The 12731-nt window shown below is 55.5% G+C and carries 12 protein-coding genes and 1 pseudogene; 9 read left to right on the plus strand and 4 right to left on the minus strand.

Features of this window, described 5'->3' with window-relative positions; all coding sequences use genetic code 11:
- Positions 1-52 precede the first annotated feature (52 nt).
- On the minus strand, positions 53-2509 hold the full coding sequence (gene hrpB / locus QNH99_RS17750) for an ATP-dependent helicase HrpB (protein WP_410516993.1): 2457 nt from the start codon (positions 2507-2509) through the stop codon (positions 53-55).
- Positions 2510-2584: 75 nt separating this feature from the next.
- Here hrpB and thpR point away from each other — a divergent pair, with 75 nt between their 5' ends.
- The 9 genes from thpR (at position 2585) to panD (ending at position 9652) form a co-directional block, all read left to right on the plus strand.
- Positions 2585-3112, plus strand: coding sequence for an RNA 2',3'-cyclic phosphodiesterase (gene thpR, locus QNH99_RS17755; protein ID WP_410516994.1), 528 nt, complete (start codon positions 2585-2587; stop codon positions 3110-3112).
- Positions 3113-3123: 11 nt separating this feature from the next.
- A complete protein-coding gene (gene sfsA, locus QNH99_RS17760; protein ID WP_063878452.1) occupies positions 3124-3828 on the plus strand; it encodes a DNA/RNA nuclease SfsA in 705 nt (234 codons plus the stop codon).
- A gap of 249 nt (positions 3829-4077) precedes the next feature.
- Complete coding sequence (gene dksA, locus QNH99_RS17765; protein ID WP_006117731.1) at positions 4078-4533, plus strand: RNA polymerase-binding protein DksA; 456 nt, start codon at positions 4078-4080, stop codon at positions 4531-4533.
- Positions 4534-4603: 70 nt separating this feature from the next.
- Positions 4604-5485 carry a tRNA glutamyl-Q(34) synthetase GluQRS gene (gene gluQRS / locus QNH99_RS17770; RefSeq protein ID WP_063878451.1) on the plus strand — a complete coding sequence of 294 codons (882 nt, stop codon included), beginning with the start codon at positions 4604-4606 and terminating at the stop codon, positions 5483-5485.
- Between the two features lie 86 nt (positions 5486-5571).
- Entirely contained in the window at positions 5572-6990 is a 1419-nt protein-coding gene (pcnB, locus tag QNH99_RS17775) for a polynucleotide adenylyltransferase PcnB (RefSeq protein WP_208625032.1), read from the plus strand.
- Positions 6987-7472: a 2-amino-4-hydroxy-6-hydroxymethyldihydropteridine diphosphokinase gene (folK, locus tag QNH99_RS17780; protein ID WP_096012090.1), complete on the plus strand. Its 486-nt coding sequence runs from the start codon at positions 6987-6989 to the stop codon at positions 7470-7472. Before pcnB ends, folK begins: the two co-directional genes overlap by 4 nt.
- An 83-nt stretch (positions 7473-7555) precedes the next feature.
- The gene (gene panB, locus QNH99_RS17785) at positions 7556-8350 is read left to right on the plus strand and encodes a 3-methyl-2-oxobutanoate hydroxymethyltransferase (protein ID WP_109718240.1); all 795 of its coding nucleotides are present in this window, start codon (positions 7556-7558) and stop codon (positions 8348-8350) included.
- A gap of 15 nt (positions 8351-8365) precedes the next feature.
- Positions 8366-9220: a pantoate--beta-alanine ligase gene (gene panC / locus QNH99_RS17790; RefSeq protein WP_096012088.1), complete on the plus strand. Its 855-nt coding sequence runs from the start codon at positions 8366-8368 to the stop codon at positions 9218-9220.
- A gap of 51 nt (positions 9221-9271) precedes the next feature.
- Positions 9272-9652, plus strand: a complete 381-nt coding sequence (gene panD, locus QNH99_RS17795) for an aspartate 1-decarboxylase (protein WP_063878446.1) — start codon at positions 9272-9274, stop codon at positions 9650-9652.
- A gap of 45 nt (positions 9653-9697) precedes the next feature.
- On the opposite strand, the pseudogene QNH99_RS17800 reads toward panD, so the two are convergent.
- From QNH99_RS17800 to QNH99_RS17810, 3 genes and pseudogenes are all read right to left on the minus strand, one after another.
- Positions 9698-10920: pseudogene (locus QNH99_RS17800) on the minus strand (IS3 family transposase).
- A 105-nt stretch (positions 10921-11025) separates the two neighbouring features.
- Positions 11026-11796, minus strand: a complete 771-nt coding sequence (locus QNH99_RS17805; protein ID WP_063878445.1) for an ABC transporter permease — start codon at positions 11794-11796, stop codon at positions 11026-11028.
- Entirely contained in the window at positions 11793-12719 is a 927-nt protein-coding gene (locus tag QNH99_RS17810; RefSeq protein WP_063878444.1) for an ABC transporter ATP-binding protein, read from the minus strand. Before QNH99_RS17810 ends, QNH99_RS17805 begins: the two co-directional genes overlap by 4 nt.
- Positions 12720-12731 lie beyond the last annotated feature (12 nt).

Here is a 12731-nt window from a genome sequence, read left to right on the forward strand (position 1 = left end):
GCGCCGCTACTCTAACTGCTTTCTTCACTGTCGCATGGCAGAACCCTCTGAATTAATCAGAGGTTCCACCCTGTGACGTCTTCTTTTTTGTCCGTCTTGTCGGCAAGGCGGAAGCCGGATCGTCAGGCCAGGGATGTTTGGGATAACGCCCTTTCATCTCTTTTTGCACGTCCTTATAGGCACCACGCCAGAAAGCGGCGAGGTCACGGGTAATCTGCAAGGGCCGCTGGGCGGGCGATAACAGCTCCAGTACCAGTGGAATGCGCCCTTCTGCCACGCTTGGGTTGCTGGCTTCGCCGAACATTTCCTGGATGCGCACCGCCAATGCAGGCGGTTTATCTGCATCATAGCGAACAGGCAGCCGACTTCCGGTGGGCACAGTGTAATGAGTTGGCAGCACAGTATCCAGCCGCTGACGTTGTGACCATGTGAGCAAATGTAAGAGCGCGCTGACCAGATTCACCGCCTGTAAACTTTTCAGATCACGCACCGTGGTCATCTGGGGCAGAAGCCAGTGTTCAAGCGTCTCGATCAGGCTGGCGTCGTCAACCTCAGGCCAGTGTTCCTCTGGCAACCACTGTGCCGCACACTGGATGCGCAGACGCAACTGTTCTGCCTCCGGCGTCCAGCCCAACACCGATAGCCCTTTTTTGCCAATCCAGCGTAGCATTGCCGCCTGCAAGACTTTTGCGTCGGGACGGGCTAGCGGCTGGGTTTTCAGTATCAGTTCGCCAATCTGCTCGCGGCGCAACGTGCGTAACGTGCCCTTCTCCTCATCCCATTCCACCTCGGTGCGCTGTTCAATCAGCTGCGGACAGCGCTGCGTCAGTGCCTCGATATCAACGGGAATCGCCATCAGGATACGCGCGTCGGGCGCGCTGCTGCCCTGTAACAAGGTGGGGGCAATTAACCATTCATAACGCGTCAGCGCCTGCTGTTCGTCCAGCATCGCACCCAGGCCGTTAGCTAACTGATAGCGGCCGCTGTTATCACGGCGACGTGCCAGACGGTCGCTGAAGCCGGCGGTCAGCAGGGCGGCAAAATGGTCTTCGTCTACCCGACCGCCCTTTACGCCGATGCGTTTTTGCCAGTGCTGTGCGCGGCGCTGCCATTGTGGCAATGGACGATAAAGCGCATCACGCAGATCGGCTCCGGCACTGCGAGGCGGATCTTCCAGAACCGCCACCAGCAAGGCCGCGCTGGCAACGGCGTCAGGGTCACTGCCTGCTGCACATAAAATAGCGCTGAGCCGGGCGTCGCTGCCCAGCTGCGCCATGCGTCGTCCCTGGGCATTGAGGTGGCCCTGCTCGTCCAGAGCCCCAAGCCGCAACAGCTGCTGCTGCGCCGCACGCAGGTGCTTTTCTGGGGGCAAATCTATCCACTGCAATTGTTCGATACGGGTACAGCCCCACTGCAGCAACTCCAGCCACAACGACGCGAGATCGCTGTGCAAAATTTCTGCTTCGCTTTGCGCGGGCGCGCGTGAGGCCTGTTCCTGTGGTGTCAGATGCAGACAAATACCGGGCATGACACGTCCGGCTCGTCCGGCTCGCTGGGTCATGGACGCCTGACTGATGCGCTGAGTCTGCAAGCGCGTAACGCCGCTGCGAGCGTCAAACTGGGCTTTTCGCTCCAGGGCGCTGTCCACGACCAGCCGAATGCCTTCAATGGTTAAGCTGGTTTCGGCAATGTTGGTCGCCAGCACCACTTTGCGGCGTCCGCTGGCGGCAGGCAGGATGGCCCGTTGCTGGGCCGCAAGAGGAAGTGCACCATACAGCGGCGTTAAATCCACGTCATCGTCAACACGCGTCTCCAGTTCCCGTTTTACCCGCTCAATTTCGGCGATGCCGGGCAGGAACAGGAGCAGCGAGCCCGTTTCGTCGCGCAGTAACTGTGCGACTTCACGCGCGACCGCATCGTCAAAACGCGAGGTCTGGCTCAGCGCCGTATAGCGCCGTTCAACCGGATAGCTGCGCCCTTCAGAGGTAATCAAAGGAGCGTCCGGCAACAGTGCCGCCAGCCGCGCATTATCAAGCGTCGCCGACATCAGCAGGATTTTTAGATCTTCACGTAACCCCTGTTGCACATCCAGTAGCAGCGCCAGCGCCAGATCGGCCTGCAGGCTCCGCTCATGAAATTCATCCAGGATAACCAGCGACACGCCCTCCAGCATCGCATCCTGTTGCAGCATTCGGGTCAGAATGCCTTCGGTCACCACTTCAAGCCGGGTCATTGGCCCTGTGCAGTTTTCGCCGCGCATACGGTAGCCCACCGTCACGCCCGGTTGTTCACCCAACTGCTCGGCCAGGCGTTGCGCCACGTTGCGCGCGGCTAAACGGCGCGGCTCCAGCATAATAATGCGTCCCGGCAAGGCCTTGTGCTGTAAAAGCTGAAGTGGCAGCCAGGTGGATTTACCTGCGCCCGTGGGCGCGGCCAGCAGGATGTTTGAGGCATCATTAAGCGCACTCAGAAGGTCAGGCAACACCGCGCTGACGGGTAAATCACTCACCGCAAACTCCGCGAATGGCTATGTTAAGATGGCGCGCATTGTAGCACTCATCCGTGAGGATTGCCGGAGACCGCCATGGCGTTACAACGCTTATTTTTTGCTATTACCCCGCCTGACACGCTGCAGCAGCAACTGGTGAACTGGCGGGCACAAACCTTTCATGCGGAGGCGGGCCGCCCCATTGCGGCGGCGAACCTTCACCTGACGCTGGCTTTTCTGGGCGATGTGTCGGCTGGAACGTCACAACAGTTGCAGGCCCTGGCGTCACGTATAAACCAGCCAGCATTTGACGTTGCGTTAGACGATGCAGGTCACTGGCCGCGCCCCGGCGTCGTGTGGCTGGGTTGCCAGCGCCCCCCGCGCGGCTTGTTACAGCTGGCAAGCCTGCTGCGCGCTCAGGCCGCGCGACATGGCTGCGAACAACCGGCTCAGCCCTTTCATCCCCACGTCAGCCTGTTGCGTGCGGCGACCCAGCCTGTCGCCCTGCCGCCACGTGGCTTTCACTGGCAATTTACGGTCAGTCAGTTTTCCCTTTTTGCCTCAGAGTACGCGCAAGGCCGGACACGCTACCGCACGCTGGCCAGTTGGCCGTTACTCTCTTAATCAGGAGCCTTATGCTTTTTTCTCCCGCTCTTAAACCCGCGCGTCTTATTACTCGCTATAAGCGTTTTCTGGCCGATGTTGTGACGCCCGAAGGCGAAACGCTGACGATACATTGCGCGAATACCGGCGCAATGACCGGCTGTGCCACGCCGGGCGATACCGTGTGGTACTCCACGTCAGACAGCCTGACGCGCAAATACCCGCACAGTTGGGAAATGACCGAGACGCAGCAAGGCCACTGGATCTGTGTCAATACGCTGCGCGCCAATCAACTGGTGCGTGAAGCGCTGGACGAAAACCGACTTTTACCGCTGACCGGCTACGCGAAATGTCAGGCGGAAGTTAAATACGGCAGTGAAAAAAGCCGAATTGATTTCCTGCTCAAAGCAGAGGAGCGACCTGAGTGCTATATTGAGGTGAAATCCGTAACGCTTTTACAGGAAGGTAAAGGCTATTTTCCGGATGCGGTGACGATTCGAGGGCAGAAACACCTGCGTGAGCTGAGTAAGGCTGCCGCAGAAGGTCATCGGGCCGTTTTGTTGTTTGCCGTTCTGCACTCGGGGATTGAGGACGTTTCCCCGGCGCGTCACATTGATGCTGCTTACGCAGAACAACTGGTACAGGCGCAGCTGAGTGGCGTGGAGATTTTGGCTTACCGGGCAGAACTGTCATCAGCAGGAATGTTTCTGACGACCGCCATTGACGTAACATTGTAATATCATTGGCATCGTTCTGTGATATGACTATCTTCTGTCAGGGGCTAACTACGCTGTTCCTCACAGGCTTGTCAAGATGCGATCAGGAATAATTGCCAACCTTGACTGCTTCTGTTATTTATAGCGGCCTGTTTTTTCCCCGTTGGGGGATCGATGTACCCAAGAGAGGGTCATCATTAAGGTTAGCGTGTATGCGCTTACCGATGGCAATCAAAGGGTATAGTGCGTGTTATCCAGGAGAGAAACAACATGCAAGAAGGGCAAAACCGTAAAACATCGTCCCTGAGTATTCTCGCCATCGCTGGGGTGGAGCCTTATCAGGAGAAGCCAGGCGAAGAGTATATGAATGACGCGCAACTGGACCATTTTCGCAAGATTCTGGAAGCCTGGCGCAATCAATTGCGGGACGAAGTCGATCGCACCGTTACACACATGCAGGATGAAGCTGCAAACTTCCCGGACCCGGTTGACCGTGCCGCTCAGGAAGAAGAGTTCAGCCTGGAACTGCGTAACCGCGACCGCGAGCGTAAGTTAATTAAGAAGATCGAAAAAACGCTGAAGAAAGTCGAAGACGACGACTTCGGCTATTGCGATTCCTGTGGCGTCGAGATCGGTATCCGCCGTCTTGAAGCGCGTCCTACTGCCGATCTGTGCATCGACTGTAAGACACTGGCAGAAATTCGTGAGAAGCAAATGGCGGGCTAATGTTGCCGTCTGACTGCAGCCACACGGCGGGAAAAGGCCATCTTTTTCCGCCGTCTGGTTCATAATCCCTATGTCATTCTCATCCTGCGTTGGGCGCTTTGCGCCATCCCCTTCCGGTGAACTCCATTTCGGCTCCCTGATTGCTGCGTTAGGCAGTTACCTCAGCGCTCGCGCACAGCATGGTCGCTGGCTGGTGCGTATTGAAGATATCGATCCGCCTCGTGAAGTCGCGGGTGCCGCCACGCGGATTCTGCAACAGCTCGAGCATTACGGCCTGAACTGGGATGGTGAGGTGATGTGGCAGTCGCAGCGGCATGACGCCTATCGTGACGCACTACAGTGGTTGAGAACGCAGCGTCAAAGTTATTTCTGCACCTGTTCGCGAAGCCGCATTCAGCAAACTGGCGGCTTTTACGATGGTCACTGTCGGGACCGGCAACATGGCCCCGATAAGGCAGCCCTGCGCCTGCGCCAGCATGCACCTGTCTATCGTTTTCAGGATCGGCTCAGGGGCGAGGTCGTCGCCGACAGGCGACTGGCTGAAGAAGATTTTATTATTCATCGTCGTGATGGGCTGTTTGCTTACAATCTGGCGGTGGTCGTGGACGATCATCATCAGGGCATCACAGAAATTGTGCGTGGGGCTGATTTAATTGAGCCAACGGTACGGCAGATTGCGCTTTATCAGCAATTCGGCTGGATGCCGCCGGACTATCTGCATTTGCCCCTGGCGATCACCGCTGATGGTCACAAACTTTCTAAACAAAATCATGCGCCCGCGCTGCCTGATGGGGATACACGTCCCTGCCTGGTACAGGCTTTACGCTTTCTGGGGCAGCCGGTTGGCGAAGGTTGGAAGGACAAAACGCAGGAGAAACTGCTGTCTGAGGCTGTGAAGCAGTGGAATATCGCTTTGATACCTCATGATAACGCCCTGATAACGGATGCATAGACAACAGCATTCTCAAATGATTCACAACAGGCTATGATTAGCCGCTGATTTTACCTACACCCTAATTGTCACTGTCGAGGTGTCCCATTTTTACCCGAGTAGCTAATTTTTGCCGGAAAGTCCTGAAGCGTGATGACGAGGAAGCACCAGCAGAGGTTGAACCTGAGAGTCATATGACCATCATTCCTCGTGAAAGCCACACCATCTCACGTAAAGACATCAGCGAAAATGCCCTCAAGGTGCTATATCGCCTGAATAAAGCCGGTTATGAAGCCTATCTTGTTGGCGGTGGCGTACGCGATTTGCTGCTGGGGCAGAAGCCGAAAGACTTCGACGTGACCACAAACGCCACGCCGGAGCAGATGCGTAAACTGTTCCGCAACTGCCGTCTGGTTGGTCGTCGTTTCCGTCTGGCGCACGTGATGTTTGGCCCGGAAGTGATCGAAGTGGCAACGTTCCGCGGTCATCATCAGATTGAAGAGACCACCGACGATCAGAACAACTCTCAGCGTGCCCAGAGCGGTATGCTGCTGCGCGACAACATTTTTGGCAACATCGAAGATGATGCCCAGCGTCGCGATCTGACCATCAACAGCCTCTATTACAGCGTGGCCGATTTTTCGGTGCGCGACTATGTTGGTGGGCTGAACGATCTGCAACAAGGCATCATTCGCCTGATTGGCGACCCGGAAACCCGTTATCGCGAAGATCCGGTGCGGATGCTGCGTGTCGCGCGTTTCGCTGCCAAACTGAATATGCGCATTGCGCCTGAAACGGCCGAGCCGATTCCACGCCTGGCGTCGTTGCTACGTGACGTGCCCGCCGCGCGCCTGTTTGAAGAGTCGCTAAAGCTGCTGCAGGCCGGCTATGGCTACAGTACCTGGCTTAAACTGTGTGAATACCAGTTATTTCAGCCGCTGTTCCCGACGCTGGCGCGTAACTTTACCGAGAACGGCGACAGCCACATGGAACGCATGCTGGCGCAGGTGCTGAAGAACACCGATAACCGGATTCAGAATGATATGCGGGTTAATCCGGCGTTTCTGTTTGCCGCGATGTTCTGGTATCCCCAGCTTGAAGCCGCGGAACGCATTGCGCAGGAAAGTGGCCTGACCTATTACGATGCCTTTGCCCTGGCAATGAACGATACGCTGGATGAAGCCTGCCGTGCGCTGGCGATCCCTAAACGCATCACATCGTTAATTCGTGATATCTGGCAGTTGCAGTTACGCATGTCTCGTCGCCATGGTAAGCGAGCCTGGAAGCTGATGGAGCATCCGAAGTTCCGCGCCGCTTACGACCTGCTTTCTTTGCGGGCTGAGGTAGAAAATAACCCGGAACTGCTGCGTCTGAGTAAGTGGTGGGGCGAGTTCCAGGTGGCCGCGCCGCCACAGCAGAAGACCATGCTGAATACGCTGGGAGACGATCCGGCACCACGCAGCCGCACGCGCCGCCCACGTCGCCGTTCAACGGCTCCGCGTCGTGATAACAATAGCGCGTCATGACACGTGTGTATCTGGCACTAGGCAGTAACCTTGCCGATCCGCTGCATCAGATTGATGCAGCGCTGTCAGCGCTGGATGCACTCCCTGATACACAGCGCGTGGCGACCTCCGCTTTTTACCGGACGCCGCCCTATGGCCCACCGGACCAGCCCGATTATCTCAATGCGGCCGTCGCTCTCGATACCGCGTTGTCTGCCGAGGCGCTGCTGGACCAGACGCAGCGCATTGAGCAGGAACACGGTCGCGTTCGCAAGGCCGAGCGCTGGGGACCACGCACGCTGGATATTGATATCATGTTGTTTGGTACAGCCAGCCTCAACAGCGACCGTCTCACCGTGCCGCATTATGATTTGCTTAATCGCGCATTTATGCTGGTTCCGTTGCTGGAGATTGCCCCCGATCTGAGCCTGCCAGACGGTCGGTCGCTCAAACCAATCCTGGCCCAGTTGGACCGTTCCAGCATCCGACCATGGCACAGCTAAGCACCTAATCACACTTCATGGATTCCGCTCTGCAACACTATCCAGTAAAATGCGCCAATCTGAATTTCTGAGTTGAGAGCACCATGAAACCCACCACCATTTCTCACCTGCGTCAGTGGAAAGAAAGCGGCAAAAAATTCGCCACCCTGACCGCCTACGAGTTTAGTTTTGCCCGACTGTTTGCCGATGAAGGCATTCAGGTCCTGCTGGTGGGCGATTCACTTGGAATGACCGTGCAAGGCCATGACTCAACGTTGCCCGTTACGGTAAATGACATTGCCTACCATACCGCTGCAGTGCGCCGTGGCGCGCCTCAGTCGCTTTTGCTGGCTGACCTGCCCTTTATGAGTTATGCCACGCCTCAGCAAACCTTTGATAACGCGGCGCAGTTGATGCGCGCCGGTGCCAATATGGTGAAACTGGAAGGCGGCGCATGGCTGGCGGAGAGCGTACGAATGCTGACGGAGCGCGCCGTTCCGGTTTGCGGGCATCTGGGATTAACGCCGCAGTCCGTGAATATTTTTGGTGGCTATAAAGTGCAGGGCCGCGATGAAGCGGGCGCAGAGCAGCTTCTGGCTGATGCCCTGGCCCTGGAGGCGGCGGGTGCACAGCTGCTTGTGCTGGAGTGCGTCCCTGTTGCGCTGGCACAGCGCGTGACCCAGGCACTGGCGATTCCGGTTATTGGTATCGGCGCAGGAAATGTCACTGACGGTCAGATACTGGTCATGCATGACGCCCTGGGCATCACTGGCGGACATGTTCCCAAATTTGCTAAAAATTTCCTGGCGGAGACGGGCGATATTCGGGCGGCCATTCGCCAATATATTGCCGAAGTTGAAGCAGGACGCTACCCCGCCGTGGAACACAGTTTCCAGTAATTCAGGAGAATTGCCGTGCTGATCATCGAAACTCTGCCCATGTTACGCCGCGACGTTCGTCGCTGGCGCGAGCAAGGTAAACGCATCGCGTTGGTGCCGACTATGGGCAATCTGCACGAAGGACATTTGACGCTGGTCGACGAGGCACGTGAACGGGGTGATATCGTGATCGTGTCCATATTCGTTAACCCCATGCAGTTTGATCGTCCTGACGATTTGGCCCGCTATCCGCGCACGCTTCAGGAGGATTGCGAAAAGCTGAACCGCCATGCGGTCGATGTGGTGTTTGCCCCCTCACCTGCAGAGGTTTATCCTCAGGGATTGGCCAATCAGACGTTTGTGGACGTCCCGGTGTTGTCATCGCTGCTGGAAGGCGCGAGTCGTCCCGGCCATTTTCGCGGCGTCGCGACCATCGTCAGTAAATTATTCAATCTGGTTCAGCCCGATATTGCCTGCTTCGGTGAGAAAGATTTTCAGCAGTTAGCCATCATTCGTAAAATGGTGGCGGATATGGGTTTCGACATTGAGATTATTGGTGTGCCCACGGTGCGCGCCAAAGACGGTCTGGCACTCAGTTCACGCAATGGTTATCTCACTGACGATGAACGCAAGTTGGCCCCCGCGCTGAGCCAGGTGATGAATGAGATGGCAGCCCGACTGGCTAATGGCGAGCGGCAGATTGACGATATTATTGATGCCGCGAATCTGTCGCTGCAGGAAAAAGGCTTTCGCCCGGACGGTCTGGCAATCTGTGATGCAGAAACGCTACAGCCTCTGACGGTGGACAGTCAGCGTGCCGTGGTTTTAATGGCGGCCTGGCTGGGGAACGCACGGCTGATCGATAATCAACAGGTCGACCTCACGCAGTAAAGGCTGCGGGTTGCAGGTCGTATTTTTGGCTGTTTAACAAGGTTTCTGACTATGATTCGCACGGTTTTACAAGGCAAATTGCATCGCGTGAAAGTGACGCAGGCGGACCTGAACTATGAAGGCTCCTGCGCCATCGATCAGGATTTCCTTGATGCTTCTGGCATCCTGCAATATGAAGCCATTGATATTTATAATGTTACCAACGGTCAGCGTTTCTCCACCTATGCCATCGCGGCCGAACGTGGCTCGAAAATCATTTCGGTAAACGGTGCAGCGGCTCGCTGTGCCTGCGAAGGCGATATCCTGATTATTTGCTCCTATGTGCAGGTCGATGATGCACAAGCCCGCCAGTGGCAGCCCAACGTGGCCTACTTTGAAGGGGATAATCAGATGAAGCGCCTCGCAAAAGCGCTGCCGGTACAGCTGGCATAGGTCAGTTGTGACTAGTCCTGGCATAGGTTGACACTTTTTTATCTTTTAAAACGCCTGATGTACCTCATCAGGCGTTTTATATTTTAATGACAGATGAGGACGCTGGCTGTTATAGATCCTGACTGACTCACTGACCATCCTGCCTGCCTGCACCACGTCTGCCGGACGCGTAATCAGTAATTCATTTTTCAGTATGCCGTTAACCCTTTCTGCCAGCGCATTCTGATAGCAGTCGTAGCCGTCCGTCATTGAACAGACAAGACCGTGTTTTTTATGCACTGACTGATACATTGCCGAACAGTACTGAAGTCCGCGATCTGAGTGGTGGATCAGGCGGCCCTTTCCCTGCCGCTCCCTCAGTGCCATTTGCAGCGCCTTAATAACGTGTTCCGTATGCAGACTTTCATGAACATGATACCCCACGATTTTTCGTGAGAAAGCGTCCGTTACCAGACTGATGTAGGCCATACCTGTCCTTACCGGAAGCCAGGTGATGTCGGCAACCCATACCTGCTCCGGACCGGAGATTACCGTCTGCTCCGGCCCCGCTTTCAGCAGATTCGGATGCCTGTAAAAATGATGACGGCTGTTCGTTGTTTTATGATAAGCCCTTGCCGGATGAACCAGTAACCGGGCTTCCCGCAGCACAGCGAACAGACTGTCCCGCCCGATATGCAATGCGGCATCTTCCCGCTCGTTAAGAATATGCTGCAGTTTCCGGGTACCCAGGCGGGGCTGCTGTAACCTGATAAGTCTGACTTCCTCAGTAATGCGGTGTGCCTTTTCAGACCTGAGCATTTCACGCCGGCATCCCTGATACCAGGCCTGACGGCTTATCTTTAAATACCGGCAGACCCTGACGACAGTCAGTTTCAGGGATTGTGTCTGTGCTTTCGCGATAAGGACGCTAACTGCTTCTTTGTGAGTGTGGCACCGAATTCGGTGTTCATCACCTTCACGACAGCTTCAAAAAACTGCGCTTTAACTTCGGATTCAGCCAGTTGCTGCTCAAGCTCTTTGATTCGCTGTTCAGGTGTGAGGGGAAGAGATTTTGTCATGTTTCCTCCACGGGTGGTGCGCTGCCGGGATGACTGCCAGTCCAGATGACCGTATTTACGTAACCACATGAGCACGGTGGAACATCCCTGGATGCCGTAGCGTTCCTGAGCCTGGCGGTAAGTCATCTCGCCTTTTTCAACCTGCTCCACGACTGCCAGCTTAAAGGACAGAGAGTAATCCCGCTGAGTGCGTTTAACATACTGTTTCATCACATTCTCCTCAAAACCAGTGGAAAATGTGTCAACGCTATTCAGGACGGGACATTGGCATAAAAAAAGCAGCGATATCGCTGCTTTTTTTTGCCCGTTACTGCATCAGGTGCGCAATCCACGCCCGCGCTGGATCAGGAAGTACACCGCGATATAGAACACCACGATAAAGGCAATCAGAACCGATAAGGTCAGGGCCAGTGGCACGTCGTGGATACCGAGAAAGCCAAAGCGGAAGCCGCTTATCATGTACACCACCGGGTTCAGCTTTGAAATCGCCTGCCACACTGGCGGTAACAACGTCAGCGAATAGAATACGCCGCCCAGGTAGGTTAATGGTGTCAGCACAAAGGTGGGAATCAGGCTGATATCGTCAAAGGTGCGGGCAAACACCGCATTGATCAGGCCCGCCAGCGAAAACAGCACGGCAGTGAGCAGCAGCGTGATGGCAACCATCATCCAGGAGTGCACATGGAACGGCACGAAAAACAGCGAGACGGCCGTGACCAGCACACCAACACAAACCCCGCGTGCCACACCGCCACCGACGTAGCCCGCAATAATGATGTGCGTCGGCACCGGTGCCACCAGCAGCTCTTCGATATTGCGCTGAAATTTGGCGCTAAAGAACGAGGAAGCCACGTTGGCATAGGCGTTGGTGATCACCGACATCATGATCAATCCAGGCACAATAAACTGCATGTAGCTGAACCCATTCATATCGCCGATGCGCGCACCGATAAGGTTACCGAAGATAATAAAATAAAGCGTCATGGTGATGACGGGCGGCACCAACGTCTGAATCCAGATACGGGCGAAACGGTTCACCTCCCTGGCCCAGATGCTCTTTAACGCCACCCAGTACAAATGTGTCATGCTTTAGCTCCTGTTTTTCCTTGCGTCAGGCCGACGAACAGCTCTTCCAGACGATTCGCTTTGTTGCGCATACTCAGTACCTGTACGCCCTGGGCGCTGAGCTGGCTAAATACACTGTTCAGCCCCTGTTCGCGTAGCACTTCCACTTCCAGCGTCGAGGTATCAACCAGCCGGTACTGGAAACCTTCCAGCGACGGCAACGGACTGCGCGGGGCCAGATCCAGGATGAACGTTTCTGATTTCAGCTTTGAAAGCAGAGATTTCATTGAGGTGTTTTCCACCAGCTCACCATTTTGAATAATGCCGATGTTGCGGCACAGCATTTCGGCCTCTTCAAGATAGTGAGTGGTCAGGATAATGGTGGTGCCCTGGGCATTGAGATCTTTCAGAAACACCCACATTGAGCGGCGCAGTTCAATATCAACCCCGGCAGTGGGTTCATCCAGAATCAGCAATTTAGGCGAATGCATCAGGGCACGGGCGATCATCAGGCGACGTTTCATCCCGCCGGACAGCATCCGCGCCCGCTCATTGCGTTTTTCCCACAGGTCGAGCTGTTTCAGATGCTTTTCCGCACGCTGAAGCGCTTCACGGCGCTCAACGCCATAGTAACCGGCCTGATTCACCACGATCTGCATGACCGTCTCAAACGGGTTGAAGTTAAACTCCTGTGGGACAAGGCCCAACTGGCGTTTGGCATTGACCACGTCTTTTTCCAGATCGTAGCCGAAGACGCGTACGCTTCCCTCAGACTTATTCACCAGCGAACTGATAATGCCGATAGTGGTTGATTTACCCGCGCCGTTAGGTCCCAGTAGTGCATAAAAATCACCGGCTTCGACGTTGAGATCGATGCCCTTGAGCGCCTGTACGCCGCCGGGATAGGTCTTGGTCAGCCGGGAAAGTTCCAGTGCATAGGTCATTCTGAATACATA

The organism is Pantoea allii (assembly GCF_046529425.1).
GTDB classification, from domain to species: Bacteria; Pseudomonadota; Gammaproteobacteria; order Enterobacterales; family Enterobacteriaceae; genus Pantoea; species Pantoea allii.